Origin of the sequence: Nonomuraea typhae (assembly GCF_009760925.1) — a bacterium.
Taxonomy (GTDB): Bacteria; Actinomycetota; Actinomycetes; order Streptosporangiales; family Streptosporangiaceae; genus Nonomuraea; species Nonomuraea typhae.
This window is the reverse complement of sequence record NZ_VRLV01000001.1, coordinates 803,516-825,629: the sequence shown is the minus strand read 5'-3', so window position 1 is coordinate 825,629 and position 22,114 is coordinate 803,516. Positions and strand designations below refer to the sequence as shown.

The window sequence follows — 22,114 nt, the reverse complement described above, 5'->3', positions numbered from 1 at the left end:
GTCAGTTCCAGGTGAGCCGCTCGGTCAGCAGCGCGTGCTGGGCCGGATTGGCGGTCAGCTCCAGCGCTCGCTCGTCGCAGGCCCGCGCCTGTACGGCCCGGCCCAGTTCGCGCAGCAGCTCGGCGCGGGTGGCGTGCCAGAGCGCATAGGAGGTCAGGTCGCTCTCCAGCGCGTCGGCCTCGGCCAGTGCCGCCGCGGCGCCGTGCACATGGCGCAGGGCGATCGCCCGGTGCAGCCGGGTGACCGGCGAGGGAGCCAGATGGAGAAGCATGTCGTAGAGCACCAGGATCTGCGCCCAGTCGGTGTCGGCGAACGCGGGCGCCTCGGCGTGACAGGCGGCGATCGCCGCCTGCAGCTGGTACGGCCCCGGCCGCCGATGCGTCTGCGCCGCCCGCGTCAACTGCGTCGTCGCCTGCTCGATCGCCTGCCGGTCCCACAGGGAGCGGTCCTGATCGGCCAGCAGCACCAGCCGGCCCCGCTCGTCGAAACGAGCCGCCCCGCGAGCGCGGTGCAGCCGGATTAGCGCCAGCAGCCCGGCCACCTCCGGCTCGCCCGGCACCAGGCCCGCCAGCAGCGCAGCCAGCCATTCGGCGTCATCGACCAGGTCACGCGCCTGCGACCGGTCGGCGGTGGTGGACAGGTAGCCCTCGTTGAACAGCAGGTAGATGACCGCCAGCACCGAGGCCAGCCGCTGCGGCAGTTCCTCGGCCGCGGGGATGCGGTAGGGGATGCCGGTCTGGCTGATCTTCTTCTTCGCCCGGGTGATGCGCTGGGCCACCGTGGCCTCCGGGACCACGAACGCCGCGGCGATCTGCGCCGTGGACAGCCCGCACACCACCCGCAAGGTGAGGGCGATGCGCGCCGCCGGGGCCAGCGCCGGATGGCAGCAGGTGAAGATCAGCCGCAGCCGGTCATCGGCGGCCTGCGGCTCCGGCCAGCGCAGCTGAGCCAGTTTGGCCCGGTAGTTCGACTCCCTGCGCAGCACATCCAGGCCCCGCCGCCGGGCGACCGTGTACAGCCACGCCTGCGGCCGCTCCGGGATGCCCTCGGCGGGCCAGCGGCGCAACGCGGCCTCGACCGCGTCCTGTACCAGGTCCTCGGCGGCGGAGAAGTCGCCCAGCAGCGAGATCAGGCTCGCTGCCAGCCGGCCGGCGTGCTCGCGCACCACCCGGGCGAGCACCCGCTCGCTGTCGCCGGCCGAGACCTGCCCTGCCTCGCCGGTGAGCCCCCGGCCGGCGAGGCCGGGCCGTTCACCGGGCCGTTCGCCGGGCCGTTCGCCGGGGAGGCCGTCGGCGGGCAGGTCTGCGGAGCCGGTCATGAGGCGGGGCGGATCTCCACGACCGGGCACGCCGGCCAGGAGCGAGCCAGCTTCAACGCCTCGTCCAGATCGGCCACCTCGACCTCGGCGAACCCGCTCACCACCTCCTTGCCCTCCATGTACGGCCCGTCGGTGACCACCGATTCGGCGCCGTCCAGGCGCAGCGTGGTGGCGGTGTGCACCGGCGCCAGATGCACATGATGCGTGATCACGGCGGCGTTGTCGGCGAACCACCGGCCCACCGCCTCATATGCCTGGCGCTGCTCCAGCTCGCCCATCTCCTCCAGTTGCCGGGCGAACTGCTCGGTCTCGACGAACATCAGCACGTACTTCATCCTGGTGAACCTCCTGCTCGATGGTTGATGTACCCAGGTGCGCTCACCTGGCCGGAAGCGCCGCATACAGGTCGACGCCACACCCGTCCGGGTCGGCCACCGTGGCGTAGCGCATCCCCCAGAACGCGTCGAACGGCTCGGCGACCCCCCGGTGTCCGGCCTCCACGAGCTCGCGATACTTGGCGTCCACCCCGGCCGGGGTCTCGAACTCGAAGCACAGCAGGGTACGCGGCCCGCCGTACGGCTTGCTCCAGCCCGGCAGGAACGGGGTGCGGAAGCCCTCGGTGTCGAGCATCACGTGCAGCCCGTTCGGCAGGTCACAGCCGGCGTGCTCGGGCGAGTGCTCGTCGATCTTGAACTCCAGCCCGAGCCGGGCGTAGAAGGTCATCGAAGCCTGTAGATCGGAGACCACGATGTCGATGATGTTCAGCGTCGGATTCATGATCGGACTCCTGTCGTCCTGTGATCGTCGCGGGCCACCGCGCCGCCTCGACGGCGAGAAGGCGGGAAGGCGGACCCTCTTTATCAGCACGACGATCGGGACCGGCTCCGATACGACACCTCCCGCGTTCTCCCGTGAAGTGCCGCACACCGTGTCAGCCCGCCCCCGTCAATACATCGACACATGAACGTGATCTTGATGGTTCTGGGTGATGCCACCCCGGTCGGACATGGAGCTCCAGCCGGATCCCTGCCAGATGCGCCGACGGTAGATGACGTACTTGACGCCGAGCCGCCGCGCGTTGGCGATCGCCCATGCCGCCAACCGGTCGCCCTCGTCCCGCTGACCCGCCGACGGCCAGGACCCGCCACGCGTGATCATGAAGTCGCAGGCACGCCCCTGTGGGTGCTCACCGCCGTCTTGCAGGGACCGGTAGCAGCCGACGGCCGGCAAGATGAAGCGCCGTTTCACTTGATCGCGGACCAGCCGCATGCGGGGAGTGATGTTGTCGGCCCCACCGGGGATCTCCGGCACCCAGGTGCCGTCGGATCGCCGGAACCCCGGCGCCACGAGGAGCTGATCGAGCTTGCCGCGGATGGTGGCGATCAGTTGCTCGACCTCTTGCCGCTCCTCGCGCAGTTGCCGTGCGCTCCGCGTGAGCTCGCCGGTGACGCGGGCGGCGGCGTCACGAGCCTGCCGGTAGGCATCGCGCGCCGGCGCGACCGAACCGAGCGCCTCGGTCTTCTCATCGGCCTGGTAGCGCAGGATGGTGGCGGCGTGGATGGCCGCGTGTTGATCGGCGGTGCCCAGGAGGGACATCTCGAGGGGCGGGTTCTGATAGCTGAGGGACGCGATCTGTCCGGCCAGGCGCTGGGCGGCGGCGTAATCGCGTTGCGCCGCGCGGAGCCGTACCTGAGCCGACTCCTGGCGCTTGCGGGCGGTGCGCAGCTTCTCCTGGTTGGCGTTGTATCCGGCCACGACGGCATCGAACCGGGCCTGCAGTCTGGCCAGCTGGGCGCGCAACTGCTTGGCGGTCGGCTTCGGCTCTGCCCGTGCCGCTGCCGGGGCGGCCAGCAGGAACACGCATACGATGGCGAGGACGCCACGCAGGCGGACATGGTGCTCGACGGTCACTCCCGAACGTTCCCTTCCGTCGGCCAACTTCTTCTACATTGAGTAGAAGTTACCGTGGAGTGCGCGTGCGCCCAGGTTGGTCCGGGAAACTTGATGATTTCCCCGGGCGGACGCCTAGAGTCTTCGTATGAAGAGTTCTTCAGCCGACAACGTGACGGCCATTGAGGCGTGCGCGACCCGGATCGTCGACCCCGAGAGGGTGAAGGCGGTCATCTCCCGCATGCCGGCGGAGACCGACCTGGCCGACACCGCAGACGTCTTCGGGCTCCTGGCCGACCCCGGCCGGTTGCGGCTGTTGCTGGCTCTGCTCGAAGGCGAGCTGTGCGTCTGCGATCTCGCGGTCGTCAGCGGGCTGAGCGAATCATCGGCGTCGCACGCCCTTCGCCTGCTGAGAGCGCACCGCGTGGTGTCGGTACGGCGGGCCGGCCGCATGGCCTACTACCGGCTTGACGACGCCCACGTGCGGATGCTGCTGGACGTGGCGGTGGCGCACACGGAGCACACCCAGGCCATTCACCCCGAGCGAGATGAGTAGCGGCCCGGATCACCGGGGCTGACCGTCAACGGCGGCCGACCGGATCGCACGCCCGGCCCAGGACGCCATGGTTACCGGTGGCGACGCTCATGCCCGGCCCGCCCACCACAGGGCAACCTCACATCTGAATAAATGTTCATGCGTGGACGATAGCGAAGGAGCATGCGAATAGCCAGGTAGACGTTCCGCGAACTCCCCCTCCATCCGCATCCAGTGCGACACGAGACGCCATCGCGTCACGTCAGGGCGGCGGCAGGCGCCCGAAGTTACGAGTGGGGACCCCTTGACGGCGGAGTCCGGCGTGACGCACCGTATACGCCATAGCTGGTCATATGAACCAACGTACGTATGTCGCTGGGTCATGAGGCGCTCACGGATGGTTCCGACTGTGTCGGGGCCATGCGGGGCGGAGCGAGGGCTCAAGGCCGACCGACTGCCGGACCAAGGCGCGGAGAGGAGCCGGCACATGTCAATTCGAGGGTTATTCCGTCCACGCGGTATCCATCTGGCGGTGACCGCCGCCCTGATGGGCACGCTGGTCACCGGATGCGGATCGGGCCAGGCGGACAGCGCCGACCTGCTGGAACGGGTCAAGGCGGCCGGTGTCCTCAGGGTCGCGCAGACGCAGGCGAACCCGCCGTGGAACTTCCTCGACGGCGGCAAACCCGCCGGCTACGACGTAGACGTCACCAACGAGCTCATCAAGCGCCTGGGAATCGCCAAGGCCGAGTTCGTGGCCTCCAACTTCCAGAGCTTCATCGCCGGTGTCCAGGCGGGCCGTTTCGACGCCGTCATCGCCGGTCAGACCATCACGGCCGAGCGGGCCAAGCAGGTGGACTTCTCCCGCCCGTACCAGGTGAACGGCATCTCGATCTTTGTGGCGAGCGCCAACATGACGATCACCGGGGTGTCCGACCTGAAGGGCAAGAAGGTCGCGGTGACCGCGGGCACCACACAGGCGGCCTTCGCCAAGAAGAGCATCCCGGGCGCCGACCTCAAGACCTACGAGAACGCCACGCTCGGACTCACCGAGGTGGCCGGCGGACGGGCCGATGCCGTCCTGGTCTCGCGATTCCAGGGCGCGTTCCTGGCCGAGAAGAACGACCTGCCGGTCAAGCCCACAGGTGAACTGCTGGAGTCCGAGGTCAACGGCATCTCCTTCGCCAAGGGCGCGACCAGCTTCAAACAGGCCGTGGACAAGGCACTGGCCGACATGATCGCCGACGGCAGCCTCGCCGCCATCTCCCGCAAATGGCTGGGCGGCCTGGACATGACGAAGGAACTGGCCAAGCTGCCGAACGGCTGAGCACCACAGGAGCACCCCCCATGGATCTACTCGTCGACTCCTTCCCCGAACTACTCGCCGGCCTCGTGGTCACCCTCTTGCTCGGCGTCGTGTCCTTCATCCTCGGCAGCGTCCTCGGCGCGCTGATCATGCTCGCCCGCATCTCCGGCAACGTCGTGCTGCGCGGGCTGGCGACGGCGTACGTCTCCGTCTTCCGCGGGACGCCTCTCCTCATCCAAATAATGATCATCTATTTCGGGCTGCCGCAGATCGGCCTGCAGATTCCCCCGATTCCGTCGGCCATCATCGCCTTCACCCTGTTCAGCGCCGCCTACCTGAGCGAGAACTTCCGGGCCGGCGTGCTCGGCGTCGACTCCGGCCAGTGGGAGGCGGCCGCCTCGATGGCCATGCCGTACTGGAAGACACTCAGAAGGATCATCTTCCCGCAGGCCATCCGCATCGCCCTCCCCCCGGTCGGCGGCCGCTTCATCGCCCTGATGAAGGACACCTCCCTCGCCTCGGCCGTCACCGTGGTGGAGCTGACCCGGGTGGCCGAGGGGATCGGCACCTCGACCTTCCGCTACATGGACGCGCTGCTGGTCGTCGGCCTGGTGTATTGGCTGATCAACACCTGCCTCCAGGTCGGCCAGCAAGCATTGGAACGCCGGATGGGCAGGGCCTACGCATGAGCGTCGTCAAGGCACACCAGGTGCACAAACGCTTCGGAGACCTGGACGTGCTCAAGGGCATCGACCTGGAGGTGGAGCGCGGCGAGGTCGTGGTGTTGATGGGCCCGTCGGGCTCGGGCAAGACCACGCTGATCCGCTGCCTCAACCTGCTGGAGGAGCCGGATGCCGGGCGGATCGAGGTGTGCGGGCAGCAGATCGAATGCGGGCCGCGGCATGGCCGCCGCGGCCGGGCCGCACAGGTGCGCGACCTGCGCCGCCGTACGGCGATGGTCTTCCAGCAGTTCAACCTGTTCCCCCATCTGACGGCCCTGCAGAACGTCATGGAGGGCCCGATCGCGATACGGCGGATGCCGCATTCCGAAGCCGACCGGCTGGCGAGAACCCTGCTGGCCCGGGTCGGGCTCGCCGACAAGTGCGACAGCCACCCGGCCAAGCTGTCGGGCGGGCAGAAGCAGCGGGTCGCCATCGCGAGGGCACTGGCGATGGAGCCCGAGGTCATCCTGTTCGACGAGCCGACCTCGGCCCTCGACCCCGAACTGCACAGCGAGGTGCTGCAGGTGATGCGGGAACTCGCCGCCGACGGGATGACGATGGTGATCGTCACCCACGAAACCGCCTTCGCCCGGGAGGTGGCCGATCGCGTCGTGTTCATGGACGGCGGCAAGGTGATCGAACAGGCGCCCGCGAACCGGTTCTTCACCGCTCCCGCCCACCCACGCGTCCAGGCATTTCTCCACCTGGTCGGACCGGCCCGCAACGGCACGCTGCCCGCGGCCCGAGCAGGGGAGCCGTGATCGACGCCCGCGGAGGAGTTCGAGCAGCTGCGCGGCCAGCCATCTACTATCTAGTATAGTATTTGTGGCGGGAGCGAGGCAGGAGGAGATGTGAGCGGCAGAGGAGCGCGTTCCGCGATTCTGCCGCACCTCGCTCTCCTGGCCATGGTGCTCACGGGCATGGTCGTCGGCTACACCACGGTCCACTTCTGCGGGTCCGCGATGAGCGACCGTTCGTCCGTCGTGAGCCCGGCACCTGACATGCCTCCGGCCGGCACCGGCACCCACGACAATGGCCCGCTCGTGCTCTGTCTCACGGCGATCACCGCGATTCTTGCCGCGCTCGTGCTCATCGTGAGCGGTACCGGCGGGGCCGGCGGTCTCAGGAGACGAAGGGGCAGGCCGTCCACCGTTCGCGGCCCGCCCCGGCACCTCGCACGACCACTCCAGCGCATCACCGTTCTACGGATATAGAAGCCGCAGCTCAGCCCGCTTCCATCCGTATCGAACCGTGAGCGATTCATGACATTTATCGATCGACGGTTCTTCCTGCGCGCCGCCCTCGCCGCGGCAGGAGGAACCGTGTTGACGGCATGCTCGAACCCCGGGAGCGCCACACTGGTCCGCCCCTCGGGCCCGCAGGTCGAGGACGCCGAGGCGGCCCGCCGTACCGGCCGGATCAAGGAGTTTCAGCTCCTCGCCCGCCAGGGCCAGGCCGACCTCGGCGGCCCGACCGCGGCCACGTGGATGTACGGCGAGCGGCTGCCCGGCCAGGAGATCCGCGTGAAGGCCGGAGAGGTCGTCCGCGCCCGGCTGACCAACCGGCTCCCCCAGCGGACCACGGTGCACTGGCACGGCCTGGCGCTGCGCAACGACGCCGACGGCGTCCCCGGCGTGACTCAGCCGCCCATCGAGGCGGGCGCGGAGCACCTCTACGAGTTCACCGCCCCGCACCCCGGCACCTACTGGTTCCACCCCCACCACGGCACCCAGCTCGACCGCGGTCTGTACGCGCCGCTGATCGTCGAGGACCCTGGCGAACCGCTCGCCTACGACCAGGAGTGGATCGTCGTCCTGGACGACTGGATGGACGGCGTCACCGGCACGCCCGACGAGGTCCTGGCCGAGTTGACCGCGATGTCCGGCATGACCGGCGGCCACAACGGCCACGGCGCCATGACCACCCCCACCCCCGGCACGTCACCGAAGTGGCCGCACATGATGATGAACGCCGAGAGCGACGCGCTCGGCGGCGACGCGGGTGACGTCTACTACCCGCACTACCTCGTCAACGGCCGGGTGCCCACCGCGCCCGAGACCTTCACCGCCAGACCCGGATCCCGGGTCCGGATCAGGCTGATCAACGCGGGCGGCGACACCGCCTTCCGGGTGGCGCTGGGCGGTCACACGCTCACCGTCACCCACGCCGACGGCTTCCCCGTCGAACAGGTGGAGACCGACGCGCTGCTCCTCGGCATGGGCGAACGCTACGACGTCCTGGTCACCCTCAAGGACGGCGCGTTCCCGCTGGTCGCCCTGGCCGAGGGCAAGCGCGCCCTCGCCCGCGCGATCGTGCGCACCGCCAAGCGCGCCCGCGCCCCGCACGCCGATGCCCGGCCGCGCGAGCTGACCGGCCGTCTGCTCACCTACGACCTGCTCAAACCCACGCCCGCCGTACGGCTGGCCGGTCGCCGGCCCGATCGCACGCTCACCCTCAAGCTCACCGGCAGCATGGCCGCATACGACTGGGCGATCAACGGCAAGAAGTACGACCCCGAGGTCATCGAGCCGATCGCGCCGGGCGAGCGCGTCAGGTTGTCGTTCGCCAACGAGAGCCCGATGTGGCACCCCATGCACCTGCACGGCCACACCTTCGCCCTGGCGGGCGGGGCCCGCAAGGACACCGCGATCGTCCTGCCGGGCACGACACTCAACGTCGACTTCGACGCCGACAACCCCGGCATCTGGATGATCCACTGCCACAACGTCTACCACGCGGAGGCCGGGATGATGAGCCTCCTCGGTTACGAGGCCTGACATGACCAAGAAGATCGCGATAACGCTCTCCCTCGTCTTCGGCCTCACCGCATGCGGGTCCGCCACCCCACCGGCGCAGCCCGCCCAGCCGCCCACCGACCAGGGCGCCGGCCACATCCACGGCCTGGGCGTCGACCCCGCCACCGGAAAGACGTACGTGGCCGGTCATTACGGCCTCTTCACCCTGGACGGCGGCAAACTGCGCCGCGTGGGTGATCGCGACGCCGACCACATGGGCTTCACGGTCGCCGGCCCGAAGACCTTCTACACCAGCGGCCATCCCGCTGCCGGAGACATCGCGGCAGGCCGACCACCGCATCTGGGGCTGATCCGCTCAGCCGACGCCGGGGTGACGTGGCAGCAGGTGGCGCTGGCCGGCGAGGCGGACTTCCACGCCCTGCAGGTCGCCGGAACGACCGTCTACGGCTACGACTCCCAGAGCGGCCAGATCTGGCGCGGGAAGGGAGCAGACCTCACACCCATGGCCAGGCTCGACCTCCTCGACCTGGCAGCCGGCGCCGACCAACCCGAGCGGCTCTACGCCACCACCCCGGAGGGCGTGAAGGTCAGCACCGACTCCGGCAAGACCTTCGCCGCCCAGAAGGGAGCGCCTCTGCTGTCGTTCCTCGACGTGACCGGCAAGGGCCGGCTCGTCGGCGTCGCTCCCGACGGCCGGGTCCACACGAGCACGGACAACGCCTCCAGCTGGCAGCCCGCGGGGCGCCTGCCGATGCAGGCCGTCGCCTTCACCGCGGTGTCCGCCGACCGGCTGCTGGCCGCCGGCATGGACGGCACCGTCTACGAATCCACGAACGCGGGAAAGGACTTCACCAAGATGACCCAGTAGTCCGGGAAGCGGATGCCGTCAGGGTGGGTGATCGCCGGAACCCCACGGTCAGCACCGTGCTGGGGTAGCCGGCGGCTCTGGCGGCCCCGCCGAGGCGGGGCGGCGTCCTCGGCAACGCCCCGCCGGTGCCGCCGTCGACCCCGGCCGGGTCGTCGCCCTCGCGCAGGCGCACGACACCGAAGACTTGGTTGACAGTCCGATGATCAGCACCGCACACTCACATATGAATATTCGTTCAGATGTATAGAGGTGGAGGTGTGATGGGCGAGCACGGCCACGGGCACGGTCATGGGCACGGTCACGGCGTCAGCGCGGAGACCGATCGCCGGTATCTGACCGGCGCCCTGACGCTGATCGTCGCCTTCATGGCGATCGAGGTGGTCATCGGCTTCATCGCGCAGTCCTTGGCGCTCATCTCCGACGCCGGGCACATGCTGACCGACGCCGCCGCCATCGTGTTCGCCCTCATCGCGATGCGAATCGCGGCCAAGCCGCCCCGTGGCGGCTTCACCTACGGGCTCAAGCGCGCCGAGATCATCTCGGCCCAGATCAACGGCATCACCCTGCTGCTGCTCGCCGCCTACTTCATCGTCGAGGGCATCCGTCGGCTCATCGAGCCGCCCGAGGTGGAGGGCCTGTTCGTCGTGGCCACCGGGCTGGCCGGAATCGTGGTCAACCTGGCCGCCACCTGGCTGCTGTCCAAGGCCAACCGTTCCAGCCTGAACGTCGAAGGCGCCTACCAGCACATCCTCAACGACCTGTTCGCCTTCATCGCCACCACCGTCGCCGGCGCGGTCGTGTGGCTGACCGGCTGGGCCCAGGCGGACGCCATCGCCGCGCTGGTCGTGGCCGCGCTCATGCTGAAGGCGGGCTGGGGGCTGGTCAAGGAGTCCGGCCGGGTGTTCATGGAAGCCGCGCCGGTCGGCATGAACCCCGACGAGATCGGCCGCAAGACCGCCGCCCTGGACCATGTGGAGGAAGTGCACGACCTGCACGTGTGGGAGGTCACCTCCGGGTACGCCGCCCTGTCCGCGCACATCCTGGTCACCCCCGGTGCCGACTGCCACGCCGTCCGAGCCGCGGCCGAAAAGCTCCTGCACGACTCCTACGGCATCGAGCACACCACACTCCAGGTCGACCACGCGCAGCCCCGGGTGCTGGCCATCGGCGAGCACAGTCAGACCCATTGCGCCGACCCGCACGGCCCCACGCACACCAGCGCCACCACCGCCGGCCCGCGTCGGTGACACCCCGGGACGGTGGGGCGGTGCGCTGTTCGTCGTGGCGGTCGGGCCTGACGACGACCAGCGCGTCGCCGGTGGCATGGCCTGGGTCTTCGGCGGGATATCCACGATGATCGTCGTCCTCGCCATCGCCGTCCAGTGGGCACTCGGTCGCCGCCACCGCTCTCAGCGCTCGCACGCATGATCCGGAAAACTTCCATCTCCGGCAAGCCGTAGATTTGGGCAGCAAGAAGACCAGGGAAGGGTTCATATACGGATGAGCGTGACAGAACACGAAGCCGGCCCCACGCGCCGGCGAGCCTCGCTGATCGTTCTGGCGGCCTTGCTGAGCGTGCTGCTGGTCGCCGCCAAGATCGCCGCGGACCAGTTGCTGCCGGGGCGCATCATCGAGGTGGGGCTCATCCAGTTGCGGCTGCTGTACAACCCCGGCGTGGCCTTCGGCCTGGGCGCCGACCTGCCGACATGGACGCGACTTGCCGTGCCGGCCGCGATCACCGTCGGCATCGGCGTCTACGGCTGGCGAAGGTCGGCCGCAGCGGCAGGCCGGATCGAGCTCGGATGCCTGACCGTCATGCTCGCCGGCGCTCTGGCCAACGTCATCGATCGGCTGCCGGACGGGGTCGTCACCGACTACCTGCACACCGGGTGGTGGCCGACGTTCAATCTCCCCGACACTTTCATCGTGGTGGGAGCGCTCGTTTTCGCTTTCACCGCGCGACGCTCAGATTCACCGGACCGTGCCGAGGCCGAACGCCGCGACTAAGCCAGGTCATGGTTTCGGAACAGGAGCCGGATCCGCCGTCGCGTCCGGTCATCGGCCGCTCTCACTCTCCGAGCTGCAGCAGCCGTCGGCGCAGCCCGTCTCGGCCGTGGCCGCGCCGGCGGTGGCGATCGGGGGTACGGCGCAGCAGGCGTCACCGCGCCACGCCTCGCGACCTTCCTTGACGGCCACGGCCGCGATGACCAGGGCGGCGATCAGGTCGGCCCAGGACCAGCCGAACAGGCTGTTCAACGCGAGCCCGACCAGGAGCACACCGGACAGGTAGGTGCACAGCAGGGTCTGCTTGGAGTCGGCCACCGCGGAAGCGGAGCCGAGTTCGCGGCCCGCGCGCCGCTGGGCGGCCGATAGGAACGGCATGATGACCAGGCTGAGCGCGGCCAGGATCAGACCCGCGGCGGAGTGCTCGGCCTCGCCGGCGCCGAACAGGGCGCGTACCGCGTCGAAGGCGACATAGGCGGCCAGCGCGAAGAACGAGATCGCGATGACGCGCAACGCGGCCTTCTCCCGCCTCTCGTGGTCGGCGGCCGAGAACTGCCAGGCGACCGCGGCGGCGGAGGCCACTTCGACGATGGAGTCGAGGCCGAAACCGATCAGCGCGGCGGAGGAGGCTATGGTTCCGGCGGTGATGGCCACGGCGGCTTCGATCACGTTGTAGGTGATGGTCGCGGCGACCAGCCATCGGATCCGGCGCTGCAGCAGGGTACGCCGCGCCGGGGTGAGACCGAGGCCGGGCGGGTTGAGCGCGGTCACACCGTCACCTCTCCTGTCTCGAGCGCGCTACGGTCGCCGCCGTGGCCGGAGCTGGGCATGGGGCAGATGGTGACCGCATGGCCGGTGGCGCGCAGCAGGTGCTCGGCCGCGCTGAGAAGGTCCATCAGTTCGGGCCGGGTCAGGGAGTAGAAGGACTGGCGGCCTTCGGCGCGGTAGTCGACGAGGTGGCAGTCGCGCAGGCAGGCCAGGTGCTTGGACACCGTGGACTGGGCCAGGCCCAGCTCGGCGGTCAGGTCAACCACCCGGGCCTCACCACGGGCCAGCCGGGCCACGATGCGCAGCCGGGTCTCGTCGGCCAGGGAGTGGAAGAGCGCGGCCGCCGGGGTGATGCCGGCGGCGATTTCGGCACTGACGCAGAGTCCGGCATCCCTATCAATCGCCATATGGCGATGATAACCATACATGGCGATGTCATGGCAAGAACGGAGCGGCATCGGGTTCCAGCGATCTTGTGTCGCGACTGCCCGAGGGCCGTCGCCCGGCCGGCCTCGGACAGGGAAGTACGGCACGCCTGCGACGGGTGCCGGCCAGGCGCGTGGTTCGTCCGTTTTGGGGTAGCTGGGCGACATGTTCTTGCTGAGGCCGCCGGGGGTCTACCGGCCGAAGGGTGACACCGCCCTCCTCGCCGCCGCGCTGGCCGCCGACGTGCTACCGACCGGTGCGAGGGTGCTCGACCTGTGTACGGGCACCGGGGTGCTCGCCCTGTGCGCGGCGCGTGGCGGGCACTCTCGGGTGACGGCGGTGGACCTGTCGTGGCGTGCCGTGCTGGCCGCACGGATCAACGCGCTGGCCCACGGACTGCGGGTGAGGGTGATGCGGGGCAGCCTGTTCGCCCCGATCGGCGACGAGGTCTTCGACCTCATCGTGGCCAATCCGCCCTATGAGGTGGGCAGTGAGGCCCGGCCCGGCCGGCAGAGCAGAGCGCGCGCCTGGGACGCGGGACTGGACGGGCGGCGGCTTCTGGACGAGATCTGCGCCGGGGTTGCGGCGCACCTGCGTCCCGGCGGACGTCTGCTGATCGTGCAGTCGGCGTTGAGCGGCGTCGCCGCATCGCTGTCACGCCTGCGTGCGGCTGGTTTGCGTGCCAGAGTGGCGGCGCGCAAGCGGGAGGCGTTCGGGCCGGTCATGTGGGCGCGCGCGGCCTGGCTGGAGGAGCAGGGTCTGATCCTGCCGGGTCAGCGCTACGAGGAACTGGTGGTCATCCGTGCGGACCGCTCGCGGACGCCGCAGCCCCTGGAGCCACGACAGTGAGCGGGATCGCCCTGGTCGTGGTAGATATGTTCAACCCCTACGAGCACGAGGACGCAGCGCTTCTGACCCGCAGCGTCGAGGAGACGATAGAGCCGCTGACCCGGCTGGTACGCACCGCCGGCGCCCGCCCGGACGTCGAGGTGATCTACGTCAACGACAACTATGGGGACTTCACCGCCGGTCCCGGCCTCATCCAGCGGCGCGCCCTCGAGGGGCAGCGGCCCGACTTGGTCAAACCTCTCCTGCCCGCCGATTGCGCCTTTCTGCCCAAGGTACGGCACAGCGCCTTCTTCGGGACGCCGCTGGAGTACCTGCTCCGTCGGCAGAAGGTGGACACGTTGGTGCTGGCCGGGCAGGTGACCGAGCAATGCATCCTGTACACGGCGCGGGACGCCTACGTGCGCGAGTTCACCTTGCACGTGGCCCGGGACTGCGTGGCCCACATCGATCCCGGCCTGGCCGAGGCGGCGCTGGAGATGATGGAGTGCAACATGCGCGCCACGATCGGGCCGGGTGACCGCAGTTTGAATCGGGGAGAGCCGCCGTGCTGAACCGGATCCCGGCCCTCCACCGACCCTCGACCGCCGCTGTGCTTCAGTCGTCGTGGGTCAGCGCGTCGAGCAGGTCGCTGATCGGGGCGTCGGGCATGGTCTTGGTGACGTCGGCCAGGGCGACCATGCCGACCAGATCGTGGCCGTCGATGACGGGCAGGCGGCGGACCTTGTGGCTGGCCATGGTGCGCAGGATCTCGCGGGCGTCGTCGTCGGCGCCGATGGTGACCGGCTTACCCTGGGCGAATTCGCCTGCCGTACACGACTTGGGGTCTTTGCCCTTGGCCAGGGCCTTGATGACGATGTCGCGGTCGGTGAGCATGCCCTTGAGACGGTTGTCCGGGCCGCAGATGGGCAGCGCGCCGACATCCAGCCGGGCCATCTTCTCGGCGGCCACGGCCAAGGATTCGTCGGAGTTCACGCACTCGGCGTGCGGGGTCATGATGTCTCGTGCGGTCGGCATGAGATCTTCCTTCCTGTCAGTTCCTGCCGCGGCCGCTGATGGGGTCGCGGACGCGATCGATTGGCCTTCATGAAGGCGGTGAAGTGCAGATCCTGCACGTCTGTGTCCTCCAGGTCCTTCGTCAGGCACTCGGCCTCGGCGTGCCCCGTGCGAGGCGCGTCCCAGATGGCCTCCGGTGCCCGCAGGGCGACGTGCGGCGTGCGGGTGCTCCTCCTCGCCGCGCACCCACATGGTCCTCGTCGGCAAGAACGTCGCCTGCCCATGTGCACGCCTTTCATGCATGTACGGCATGAGCCGTCCCGGCCGATTCGACATGAGCGTCGCGGGTAGGGCGCCCCATGAGCACCAGCAGGACGAGCCACGGGTCAAAGGGCGTTGGCGACATCCAGCGCCTCAGCCAGGCTCAGGTCCGTGGGCAGGATCTCGGCCAGGCCGGAGATCTCCAGCGCGCGGGCGACCAGGCCGCCGGTCCCGGCCAGGCGCAGGCAGCCGCCCGCCGTATGGGTGATGCCGGCGTACAGGATGAGCACGTGCAGGCCGCTGGAGTCGCAGCTGTTCAGCCGGGTCACGTCCAGGACCAGCCGCAGGCACGCGAGGTCGGTGTGGGCGGCCAGCGCGCCGGACAGGTGGCGGCTGGTACGGGTGTCGAGGTCGCCGCGCAGGGTGCACACAGCCACGTCGCCGTCGTGCTGGGAACGGATCTGCAGACCCGGGTGATGCAGATGGATGGCGGGCGGCTCGGCCAGGTGGCGGTGCAGCGCGGCTTCGGCTCTTGCTCGCGTGGCCCCGGCCAGGTAGCGGCGGGCCGAGACCGTGGGGTCGTCCTTGACGTGGGCATCGTACAGGCGGGCCAGCCGTTCCAGCGCGGCTGCGGTCTCCAGGTGTGCTTCGCAGGCGTGCTGCCGGGCGGCCTGAAGGCTCCGCACGGCCTTCAGAGCCTGATCGCGGGCGGTGGCGGCGGGTGACGCCGGCGACGAGTCCGGCGGCTGATCCGGCTGCGCGGGGTCCGCGGTCTGGGGATCCACGGCGTCAATGCCCGTGGCCGCGGCCAGCTCGGTGAGCCTTTCGGCGGCCTGCTGGGCGCGCCGCCGGGCTTCCTGTGCCCGTTCGGCCGCGAGTTTGGCACGCAGGATCGGCCGTTCCCCACTCATCAGCCGCGCGCCTACCCTGGCCATCGGCCAGAAAACACCCCTGCAGCCCCCGCTACGACGCCGATGCGGCCGTCTTGCGGGCCGGTGACGTTCCAGGTAGACGTTCGGTTCGGCGCCGATCCTGCGGTTGAAGTCGGTGATGGCGGTGACGTCGGGCAGCGGTTGAGGATCGCGCGGCCTCAAGCGACGACGTGGTCAGCCCGGGCCCGGAAGGCTTCGGCCTTGGCGGGATGCGTGGCCGTACACGGCCGGAGCGGGCTTGTGTCGGCTTGGACGTGGTGGGTGATGACGAAGGCGTCGTGCAGGGCGGCCAGGGCCTGGCAGGAGCGGCGGACTTGCTCGCATGCGATCACGGTCAGGGTCTCGGCATGGTGGTGAAGTCGCCTGGAGCGCTCGATGGCGGCGGCGGTGTCGATGGGTGGCCGTGCGGGTGTGATGGCGGATTCCTTCTTGGCCGACGCTCGTCCGCGTTTGACGCCGAGCGTTCGCATGGTGGGCAGGTGCCGTACGGGTGCGACGGCAGGCAGGGTGACGACGTTGGGAAAGGCGCGCTCGTGGCGTGGCCAGAGCAGCTCCAGCATCCGGGCAACCGGAGGTGAGGGCGTCATGGTGAGAGCGCCACCGGCGGCGTACAGCAGCGCGTGCGCCTCTTCCAGCACGCGGGCGCCGCTGACGTCGCAGAAGTCCAGCTCGGTCGCCTCTATCAGAACGTGGACGATGCCGGAGGGGATCAGGTTCGACAGGACCGTCTGCAGCACGTGTCGCGTGCTGCGGTCGAGGGTGCCCGTGACGACGACGGTGGCCGCCTGTTCGCCGATGCGGGCGATCCGGGCGGACAGCGGCCGCCGGTGGCCTGTTCTCATGATTGGTCGGCTCGTGCATGGTTCACGACTCCGAAGTTCGGCGCATACGCAGGCGTACCCGTGACCAGCCAGGCATCTGGGTGATGGTCGCCTCGTCGCAGAGACGCCGCATCAGCCACAGGCCGACTCCGAAACCACCGGGCTCGCGGGCACGGCCGGCGATCTCCGGCAACTGAGCGGGGAAGGCGCCGGGAGCAAGCAACCCGGCCTCGTCGTAAATGTCGACGGTCAGATGCTCGTCATCCATGTGGAGGCGGACCTGACCTCGGCCGCCGGCATGGTCGAGAACGTTGGTGACCGCTTCGTTGACCGCCAGTTGCAGGTCCTCTCGCTTGCGAGAGATCAAGCCCGCCCGGTGGGCGTAGGTGTCCACCAGCTGTCGAATACCGGCCAAGTCATCGCTGACCGGCCAGACGGTGGTCGGGCTCACCCTCATGCTCGCTGACCCTCCTCGTGATCGGCGATGCCGTTCACGCGGCCGGCTCTCCTCCCCCAGCATGCGGTTCGCGATAACGCTCCGGCAGGCGACGAGGGTCGCGGAGAGCCTGGAAACGGGCCCTCACCACGAGCCGGAGCCTTTCCCTCTCAAAACGCCATGCCCCTCCGGGGGATGCTAAACCACCCCTGCAGCAGCCGCCATCGGGTAGCCGACGCGCGGCCACGAGATGCGCCGGAGCCGTGCATGGGCGGCAGATCTGGGCAGGGGGCATGAGTGGACAACCATCAGGCAAGAGACCTCGTGGTCGTGGCCGCCTCAGCCGGCGGGGTCGAACCGTTGCGCGTGCTGGTCTCGCGCCTCCCTCCCGGGCTGCGAGCAGCGGTTCTGGTTGTCCTGCACGTCTCGGCCAGCGCGGGCAGCGCCCTGGCCGGCATCCTCGACAGATCCGGCCCGCTCAAAGCCATGCCCGCCGAAGACGGGACCCCGATCGCCCTGGGCGAGATCCGTGTGGCGATACCGGATCACCACCTGCTGGTCGACGCCGGCAGGCTGCACCTGACCCGCGGACCGCGCTACAACGGCTACCGCCCGGCGGCCGATCTGCTCTTCATGAGCGCGGCGATGGACGCCGGGCCGCGCGTGTCGGGGATCGTGCTCAGCGGCACGCTCGACGACGGCGCGCGGGGCTGCGCGGTGATCGAGCGCCACGGCGGTAGGGTCGCCGTTCAGGATCCGCGTCAAAGCGACTTCACCGGCATGCCCGTGGCGGCTGCCAAGGCGGCGGAAGGGGCGCAGGTCCTCCAGGTGACGCAGTTGGCGGACTGGGTGGTACGGCAGAGCCGTACCCCTGCACCGCGGAGGGCGGCGAGTCCGGACGAGGAACTACGGCGGGAGATCTCCCGCTATCTGCGGCCGCAGTTGCCGGACACCCCGGCGGGCGAGCTGACCGGCTTCACCTGTCCCGAATGCAACGGCCCGCTCTATGAGCAGCATGGCCCGCGCGAGCAGCGCTACACCTGCCGGGTCGGGCACTCGTGGTCGCTGAACGCCATGACCTCCGGACATGCGGCCGTCGTCGAACGGGCTTTGTGGGTCGCCATCCTGCGCCTGGAGGAGCGCCAGAGGCTGCTGGAACGCATGATCGACTCTGCCGCGGGGCGGGGCCACAGGGTGGCGGTCGCGCGCCTGGCCGAGCAGGCTCGCGAGACCCGGGAAGCGGGTGAGACGATCCGGGCACTGCAGGCCACGCTCGAGGTCGAGGGCGGGCTCGCCAGCCTCTGAAAAGGGTGGTCAGGCGTAAACTGGTTGGCTGTGACGGCGGCGGAGGAACGCGAATTCGACGATCTCCTGGTCATGCTCAAGGAGACGCGCGGCTTCGACTTCACGGGGTACAAACGCACGACGCTGATGCGCAGGATCAGCAGGCGCTTGGAGGAGCTCAAGCTCAGCGCCTATGCCGAGTACCGCGACTATCTGGAGCTGGTGCCGGAGGAGTTCAACCGGCTTTTCGACAGTCTGCTCATCAACGTCACCAGCTTCTTCCGCGATCCGGCCGCCTGGCAGGCGCTGCGCGAGAGCGTGCTTCCCACGCTGATGGCGGCCAAGCCCGCCGGTAAGGCGATCCGGGCGTGGAGCGCCGGCTGCGCCACCGGCGAGGAGGCTTACAGCCTGGCCATGGTGCTCGCCGAGGAGCTCGGCGTCGAGCAGTTCAAGGAACGCGTCAAGATCTACGCCACGGACCTCGACGAGAAGGCCCTGCAGGTGGCCAGGGCGGCCACCTACACCGAGCGGCAAATCGGCGAGCTGCCGATGGAATTGCGCGAGACGTACTTCGAGCGTGTCGAGGACGGGTTCGCGTTCCGCCGCGACCTGCGCAGGCAGGTCATCTTCGGGCGCAATGACCTGACGCGCGACGCGCCCATCTCACGGGTCGACCTGCTGCTCGCGCGCAACACCTTGATGTACTTCAACACCGAGACCCAGCTCAACGTCGTCAGGCGCTTCCACTTCGCGCTGGCCAATCCGGGCTATCTCTTCCTCGGCAAGGCCGAGATGCTCCTCAACCACGGAGACAGGTTCCAGCCGGTCAACCTGCGGATGCGACTGTTCACCAAGAGCGGGACGGCGCTGCCCAGCTCGCGCACGCCGTGGTCGTCGGACGAGACGTACGGCCCACACGTGACTACGGGCGAGCTCACGACCACGGCCCTGGCCTCAGGGCCGGTGGCCCAGATCGCGCTCGACCTCAACGGACAGCTGGCCCTGGTCAACTCGCGGGCAGAGCTGCTTTTCAACCTCAATCCGCGAGACCTCGGCCGGCCGTTCCAGGACCTTGAGGTGTCGTACCGGCCCACCGAGCTCCGGTCGGTGATCGAGCAGGCGCAGGCGGAGCTGCGCACGGTGGAGCTGCAGGAAATCGTCTGGCAGCGGCCCGGCCACCCCGAGTCCGGCGTCTACGACATCTCCGTGGTACCCCTGCAGAACAGCGAGGGCGCGCTGGTCGGCATCAGCGTCAACTTCTACGACGTCACCCGCTACCACAGGCTCCGCGACGACCTCGAGCAGGCCAACAGAGAGCTCGGGCACGCCTATGAGGAACTCCAATCGCTGAACGAGGAACTGGAGACGACCAACGAAGAACTCCAGTCCACCAACGAAGAACTGGAGACAACGAACGAAGAGCTCCAATCGACCAACGAAGAGCTCGAGACGATGAACGAGGAGCTCCACTCCACCAACGACGAGCTCCAGCAGCTCAACGACGAGCTGAACGCCCGCAGCCACGAACTCGACCGGGCCAATGAGTTCGTCTCCTCCATGGTGCGCAGCCTCGGCGACGCCGTCGCAGTGGTCGACTCCGAGCTGCGCGTGCTGGTCTGGAGTCCCGGCGCGGAGGAGCTGTGGGGCGCCCGCGCCGACGAGAGCACGGGCCGGCCCTTGGGCGACCTGGACATCGGGCTGCCGTACGACGCGCTGGCGCCACACCTTCACGTCCTGCTGGCCGACGGCTCGGACCCCCGGGACTGGCCGGACGGCGTGGTGCTCGACGCCGTCAACCGCCGGGGGAAGGCGACCCGGCTCGCGGTGGAGTTCTCCCGGCTGCGCATGGAGGACAACAAGGTCGTCGGCATCATCATGGTGATGGACATCCTCGAACCGTCCGAGTGAACCATCGCCGTGCGACGTCGCCCGTCCGGATCCCAGCACGCGTCTGCCGGTGGATGCGCTGGCGCGCCGCTGAAACGCGCACAGGGCTTCGGCGTAGTCATGCCGGTGATGATGGCCGGCGGCACTGGCGAGCACCGGCCTGTCGGCGGCCACTCCCCCAGCGTGCTCAGCGAGCGGTCAGGCGCGCGGCGGTCAACGCCTGTTCGAGGGTGGGGTAGGTGTGCAGCAGGCGGTCGGTGCCGGTGATCCGCAGGACCCGGGTGACGCGCTCGTGTGGTGTGGCCAGGTGCAGGCTGCCGCCGTGGCGGTCCTCGTAGTGGTGCAGGTCGAGGAGCAGGTGCAGGCCGGTGCTGTCCAGGAAGGTCAGTGCTGCCAGGTCCAGTATCAGAGGGCGGGCGGCGTCGGGGTGCGCCTGGGTGATGTAGGCCGCCAGGTCGCCGATGGTGGCGCAGTCGAGTTCACCGGTTACGCCGATCAGGGTGCCGCCGTCGATGGGCGGGCGGGTGAGATGCAGGGGGATCATCGGGGCCTCGTCCCTGGCTGGAGGCCGAGGCTCCCAGTCGCGTTGGGGGCAGGTGCCGGGAATGGGCTTCCTGTCCTTGGCTCACCATAACCTGAAAGGCATTTCATATCTCCGTGTCAGGGGCCTCTCGGACTGCCCTGCGCGCAGACCGGCGTTAGAGCGCCCTTTCTCCGGCAACAGGGATGGTCGGCACCATCGACGGCCGATCATTCAGGAGGAAGCGCATGGCGGGTAGGAAGCGGATGCTGGCGGTGGCGGCGATCGTCGCGACGGTCGGCCTGGTGGGCGCGTGCGGCGGCAGCGGAGACGGAGACGACGACCCCGACGTGGTCAACACGCAGTCTCCGGGTGTTGACAACGACCAGGACAACGACCAGGACGACAACAACTGACGCAGCCACGCCCACCCGACTGCAGGCACCAGTTGTCGCCGCCATGGTCAAGTCTCCTGCGTTGAAATCGGTAACAGTTGAGGAACGGCCCGTGACCAGATGGCCAAACGGCGAGCAGCATGACGGCATGGCACGGCCTTTCCTGGACCTGCTCCTCGCCCTGACCAGCCTCGCCATCAAAGCTCACGCCGGTGGTCTGGATGCCGTCCAGCCGCAGTTACGGCTACGACCTGCTGCGGTGGTTCGGGGTGCTATGGGCGTTGGACGTGGGTTGGGAGGGCGCGACCGGCTCGGAGGTTGACGTTATGGCCGGTTGGATGAGGACCGCGCCCAACCCCCGGCGCAGGCGGACCCGGGCCAATGGGATCACGCCAGGGGCAGTGAAGATCCGCGATGTTGTTGGCAGACGCGCGCGCCAAGCGGCATGAGAGGGTCTCTGGCGTTACCTGAGGTTCTGCGTCGCGCGGCGATAGATCAGGTGAGTCACGCCGATCCCCTCGATGATCTCCGCCAGGTCGAAGCCGATCGGCGCTGTGTCGCCAAGCCCGGTCAGCATGGGTGTACCGGCACCGAGAACCACCGGCACGACGTCCATCCGCAACTCGTCGAGCAGGCCGGCCCTCAGCGCGTCGGCCACGGTGCCGCCGGGGCCGACACCGACGTCGCGATGCCCTGCCACCTCACGGGCCCGCGCGATCGCGTTCTCCACGCCGTCACTGACGAACGTGAACGGCGTCGCAGTGGCCTCCCAGCCGGCCGGCGGTGGACGGTGGGTGACGACGAACACCGGCACGCCGCTCGGGTGCCGCCCGTTCCAACCCGCGGTGAGGTCGAACAGATTGCGGCCGACGACGCAGGCCCCGATCCGCTCTTGGAGGTCACGCAGGTACCGGGCGGTCGCCTCGGAGGTGAGGTAGGTCAGCCGGTCCGGATCGGCCGTGGGGGTAGCGACGGTGCCGGCCGTACACCATGCGAACAGCCGGTCGAACCCTGTCTGGCCAGGCCCGGAGATGTACCCGTCCAGCGAGACCGACGCCTGTGTGAAGACCTTTCCCATGATGCCCCCAGAGCGTTCGCGATCTTGACAAACCCGGACTCTAGCACATATAAAACCATCAGGTT

Annotated in this window: 26 protein-coding genes; 14 read left to right on the top strand and 12 right to left on the bottom strand. The window is 69.1% G+C overall.

Features of this window, described 5'->3' with window-relative positions:
• Position 1: 1 nt before the first annotated feature.
• From FVE25_RS03935 to FVE25_RS03920, 4 genes are all read right to left on the bottom strand, one after another.
• A complete protein-coding gene (locus tag FVE25_RS03935; RefSeq protein ID WP_157244968.1) occupies positions 2–1,318 on the bottom strand; it encodes an RNA polymerase sigma factor in 1,317 nt (438 codons plus the stop codon).
• Positions 1,315–1,653 carry a YciI family protein gene (locus tag FVE25_RS03930; protein ID WP_181019434.1) on the bottom strand — a complete coding sequence of 113 codons (339 nt, stop codon included), beginning with the start codon at positions 1,651–1,653 and terminating at the stop codon, positions 1,315–1,317. The genes FVE25_RS03935 and FVE25_RS03930 overlap by 4 nt, the downstream gene beginning before the upstream one ends.
• 43 nt (positions 1,654–1,696) lie before the next feature.
• The gene (locus FVE25_RS03925) at positions 1,697–2,095 is read right to left on the bottom strand and encodes a VOC family protein (RefSeq protein WP_157244967.1); all 399 of its coding nucleotides are present in this window, start codon (positions 2,093–2,095) and stop codon (positions 1,697–1,699) included.
• 168 nt (positions 2,096–2,263) lie between these two features.
• Positions 2,264–3,229 carry a coiled-coil domain-containing protein gene (locus FVE25_RS03920; RefSeq protein ID WP_157244966.1) on the bottom strand — a complete coding sequence of 322 codons (966 nt, stop codon included), beginning with the start codon at positions 3,227–3,229 and terminating at the stop codon, positions 2,264–2,266.
• A 127-nt stretch (positions 3,230–3,356) separates the two neighbouring features.
• Between FVE25_RS03920 and FVE25_RS03915 the strand changes: the two genes are divergently transcribed.
• The 9 genes from FVE25_RS03915 (at position 3,357) to FVE25_RS03875 (ending at position 11,402) form a co-directional block, all read left to right on the top strand.
• Positions 3,357–3,764 (top strand): ArsR/SmtB family transcription factor, encoded by a 408-nt coding sequence (locus FVE25_RS03915; RefSeq protein WP_157244965.1) that lies wholly within the window; start codon positions 3,357–3,359, stop codon positions 3,762–3,764.
• Positions 3,765–4,275: 511 nt separating this feature from the next.
• Positions 4,276–5,070, top strand: coding sequence for a transporter substrate-binding domain-containing protein (locus FVE25_RS03910; RefSeq protein WP_219825289.1), 795 nt, complete (start codon positions 4,276–4,278; stop codon positions 5,068–5,070).
• A gap of 20 nt (positions 5,071–5,090) precedes the next feature.
• Positions 5,091–5,738, top strand: coding sequence for an amino acid ABC transporter permease (locus tag FVE25_RS03905; protein ID WP_157244963.1), 648 nt, complete (start codon positions 5,091–5,093; stop codon positions 5,736–5,738).
• A complete protein-coding gene (locus tag FVE25_RS03900) occupies positions 5,735–6,532 on the top strand; it encodes an amino acid ABC transporter ATP-binding protein (protein ID WP_157244962.1) in 798 nt (265 codons plus the stop codon). The genes FVE25_RS03905 and FVE25_RS03900 overlap by 4 nt, the downstream gene beginning before the upstream one ends.
• Positions 6,533–7,033: 501 nt before the next feature.
• The gene (locus FVE25_RS03895; protein WP_157244961.1) at positions 7,034–8,548 is read left to right on the top strand and encodes a multicopper oxidase family protein; all 1,515 of its coding nucleotides are present in this window, start codon (positions 7,034–7,036) and stop codon (positions 8,546–8,548) included.
• A 1-nt stretch (position 8,549) separates the two neighbouring features.
• Entirely contained in the window at positions 8,550–9,395 is an 846-nt protein-coding gene (locus FVE25_RS03890; RefSeq protein ID WP_157244960.1) for a F510_1955 family glycosylhydrolase, read from the top strand.
• A gap of 260 nt (positions 9,396–9,655) precedes the next feature.
• Positions 9,656–10,642, top strand: a complete 987-nt coding sequence (locus tag FVE25_RS03885) for a cation diffusion facilitator family transporter (protein ID WP_157244959.1) — start codon at positions 9,656–9,658, stop codon at positions 10,640–10,642.
• Positions 10,643–10,676: 34 nt separating this feature from the next.
• Entirely contained in the window at positions 10,677–10,823 is a 147-nt protein-coding gene (locus tag FVE25_RS03880; protein ID WP_157244958.1) for a hypothetical protein, read from the top strand.
• A gap of 78 nt (positions 10,824–10,901) precedes the next feature.
• On the top strand, positions 10,902–11,402 hold the full coding sequence (locus tag FVE25_RS03875) for a signal peptidase II (RefSeq protein ID WP_219825288.1): 501 nt from the start codon (positions 10,902–10,904) through the stop codon (positions 11,400–11,402).
• Positions 11,403–11,450: 48 nt separating this feature from the next.
• On the opposite strand, the gene FVE25_RS03870 is transcribed toward FVE25_RS03875, so the two are convergent.
• Together FVE25_RS03870 and FVE25_RS03865 are read right to left on the bottom strand one after the other, a co-directional pair.
• On the bottom strand, positions 11,451–12,170 hold the full coding sequence (locus tag FVE25_RS03870; RefSeq protein WP_157244956.1) for a cation efflux transmembrane domain-containing protein: 720 nt from the start codon (positions 12,168–12,170) through the stop codon (positions 11,451–11,453).
• The gene (locus FVE25_RS03865; RefSeq protein ID WP_157244955.1) at positions 12,167–12,574 is read right to left on the bottom strand and encodes an ArsR/SmtB family transcription factor; all 408 of its coding nucleotides are present in this window, start codon (positions 12,572–12,574) and stop codon (positions 12,167–12,169) included. The genes FVE25_RS03870 and FVE25_RS03865 overlap by 4 nt, the downstream gene beginning before the upstream one ends.
• Positions 12,575–12,758: 184 nt before the next feature.
• Between FVE25_RS03865 and FVE25_RS03860 the strand changes: the two genes are divergently transcribed.
• Positions 12,759–13,442, top strand: a complete 684-nt coding sequence (locus FVE25_RS03860; protein WP_157244954.1) for a HemK2/MTQ2 family protein methyltransferase — start codon at positions 12,759–12,761, stop codon at positions 13,440–13,442.
• The gene (locus tag FVE25_RS03855) at positions 13,439–13,993 is read left to right on the top strand and encodes a cysteine hydrolase family protein (protein ID WP_157244953.1); all 555 of its coding nucleotides are present in this window, start codon (positions 13,439–13,441) and stop codon (positions 13,991–13,993) included. Before FVE25_RS03860 ends, FVE25_RS03855 begins: the two co-directional genes overlap by 4 nt.
• Positions 13,994–14,036: 43 nt before the next feature.
• Here FVE25_RS03855 and FVE25_RS03850 read toward each other — a convergent pair whose 3' ends face one another.
• The 4 genes from FVE25_RS03850 to FVE25_RS03835 all read right to left on the bottom strand — a co-directional run bounded on the left by FVE25_RS03850 (position 14,037) and on the right by FVE25_RS03835 (position 16,900).
• A complete protein-coding gene (locus tag FVE25_RS03850; RefSeq protein WP_157244952.1) occupies positions 14,037–14,456 on the bottom strand; it encodes a CBS domain-containing protein in 420 nt (139 codons plus the stop codon).
• 365 nt (positions 14,457–14,821) lie between these two features.
• A complete protein-coding gene (locus FVE25_RS03845; protein WP_157244951.1) occupies positions 14,822–15,631 on the bottom strand; it encodes an STAS domain-containing protein in 810 nt (269 codons plus the stop codon).
• 155 nt (positions 15,632–15,786) lie between these two features.
• A complete protein-coding gene (locus tag FVE25_RS03840) occupies positions 15,787–16,470 on the bottom strand; it encodes an STAS domain-containing protein (protein WP_157244950.1) in 684 nt (227 codons plus the stop codon).
• A 22-nt stretch (positions 16,471–16,492) separates the two neighbouring features.
• Entirely contained in the window at positions 16,493–16,900 is a 408-nt protein-coding gene (locus FVE25_RS03835; RefSeq protein WP_157244949.1) for an ATP-binding protein, read from the bottom strand.
• Between the two features lie 282 nt (positions 16,901–17,182).
• On the opposite strand from FVE25_RS03835, the gene FVE25_RS03830 reads away from it, so the two are divergent.
• Both FVE25_RS03830 and FVE25_RS03825 read left to right on the top strand, forming a co-directional pair.
• Entirely contained in the window at positions 17,183–18,190 is a 1,008-nt protein-coding gene (locus FVE25_RS03830) for a chemotaxis protein CheB (protein WP_157244948.1), read from the top strand.
• A 30-nt stretch (positions 18,191–18,220) separates the two neighbouring features.
• Complete coding sequence (locus FVE25_RS03825; RefSeq protein WP_157244947.1) at positions 18,221–20,077, top strand: CheR family methyltransferase; 1,857 nt, start codon at positions 18,221–18,223, stop codon at positions 20,075–20,077.
• Positions 20,078–20,243: 166 nt separating this feature from the next.
• On the opposite strand, the gene FVE25_RS03820 is transcribed toward FVE25_RS03825, so the two are convergent.
• A complete protein-coding gene (locus FVE25_RS03820) occupies positions 20,244–20,600 on the bottom strand; it encodes an STAS domain-containing protein (protein WP_157244946.1) in 357 nt (118 codons plus the stop codon).
• Positions 20,601–20,824: 224 nt separating this feature from the next.
• On the opposite strand from FVE25_RS03820, the gene FVE25_RS03815 reads away from it, so the two are divergent.
• Entirely contained in the window at positions 20,825–20,992 is a 168-nt protein-coding gene (locus tag FVE25_RS03815; RefSeq protein WP_157244945.1) for a hypothetical protein, read from the top strand.
• 442 nt (positions 20,993–21,434) lie between these two features.
• Here the strand turns inward: FVE25_RS03815 and FVE25_RS03810 are convergent, their stop codons facing one another.
• Entirely contained in the window at positions 21,435–22,049 is a 615-nt protein-coding gene (locus FVE25_RS03810; RefSeq protein ID WP_157244944.1) for a dihydrofolate reductase family protein, read from the bottom strand.
• Between the last annotated feature and the right edge of the window lie 65 nt (positions 22,050–22,114).

Excerpts from the sequence above, each read along its gene's own strand:
- FVE25_RS03935 (WP_157244968.1), bottom strand. The coding sequence starts at position 1,318 with ATGACCGGCTCCGCAGACCTGCCCGCCGACGGCCTCCCCGGCGAACGG.
- FVE25_RS03930 (WP_181019434.1), bottom strand. The coding sequence starts at position 1,653 with ATGAAGTACGTGCTGATGTTCGTCGAGACCGAGCAGTTCGCCCGGCAA.
- FVE25_RS03925 (WP_157244967.1), bottom strand. The coding sequence starts at position 2,095 with ATGAATCCGACGCTGAACATCATCGACATCGTGGTCTCCGATCTACAG.
- FVE25_RS03915 (WP_157244965.1), top strand. The coding sequence starts at position 3,357 with ATGAAGAGTTCTTCAGCCGACAACGTGACGGCCATTGAGGCGTGCGCG.
- FVE25_RS03905 (WP_157244963.1), top strand. The coding sequence starts at position 5,091 with ATGGATCTACTCGTCGACTCCTTCCCCGAACTACTCGCCGGCCTCGTG.
- FVE25_RS03900 (WP_157244962.1), top strand. The coding sequence starts at position 5,735 with ATGAGCGTCGTCAAGGCACACCAGGTGCACAAACGCTTCGGAGACCTG.
- FVE25_RS03895 (WP_157244961.1), top strand. The coding sequence starts at position 7,034 with ATGACATTTATCGATCGACGGTTCTTCCTGCGCGCCGCCCTCGCCGCG.
- FVE25_RS03890 (WP_157244960.1), top strand. The coding sequence starts at position 8,550 with ATGACCAAGAAGATCGCGATAACGCTCTCCCTCGTCTTCGGCCTCACC.
- FVE25_RS03885 (WP_157244959.1), top strand. The coding sequence starts at position 9,656 with ATGGGCGAGCACGGCCACGGGCACGGTCATGGGCACGGTCACGGCGTC.
- FVE25_RS03865 (WP_157244955.1), bottom strand. The coding sequence starts at position 12,574 with ATGGCGATTGATAGGGATGCCGGACTCTGCGTCAGTGCCGAAATCGCC.
- FVE25_RS03860 (WP_157244954.1), top strand. The coding sequence starts at position 12,759 with ATGTTCTTGCTGAGGCCGCCGGGGGTCTACCGGCCGAAGGGTGACACC.
- FVE25_RS03850 (WP_157244952.1), bottom strand. The coding sequence starts at position 14,456 with ATGCCGACCGCACGAGACATCATGACCCCGCACGCCGAGTGCGTGAAC.
- FVE25_RS03845 (WP_157244951.1), bottom strand. The coding sequence starts at position 15,631 with ATGGCCAGGGTAGGCGCGCGGCTGATGAGTGGGGAACGGCCGATCCTG.
- FVE25_RS03840 (WP_157244950.1), bottom strand. The coding sequence starts at position 16,470 with ATGAGAACAGGCCACCGGCGGCCGCTGTCCGCCCGGATCGCCCGCATC.
- FVE25_RS03820 (WP_157244946.1), bottom strand. The coding sequence starts at position 20,600 with ATGATCCCCCTGCATCTCACCCGCCCGCCCATCGACGGCGGCACCCTG.
- FVE25_RS03815 (WP_157244945.1), top strand. The coding sequence starts at position 20,825 with ATGGCGGGTAGGAAGCGGATGCTGGCGGTGGCGGCGATCGTCGCGACG.
- FVE25_RS03810 (WP_157244944.1), bottom strand. The coding sequence starts at position 22,049 with ATGGGAAAGGTCTTCACACAGGCGTCGGTCTCGCTGGACGGGTACATC.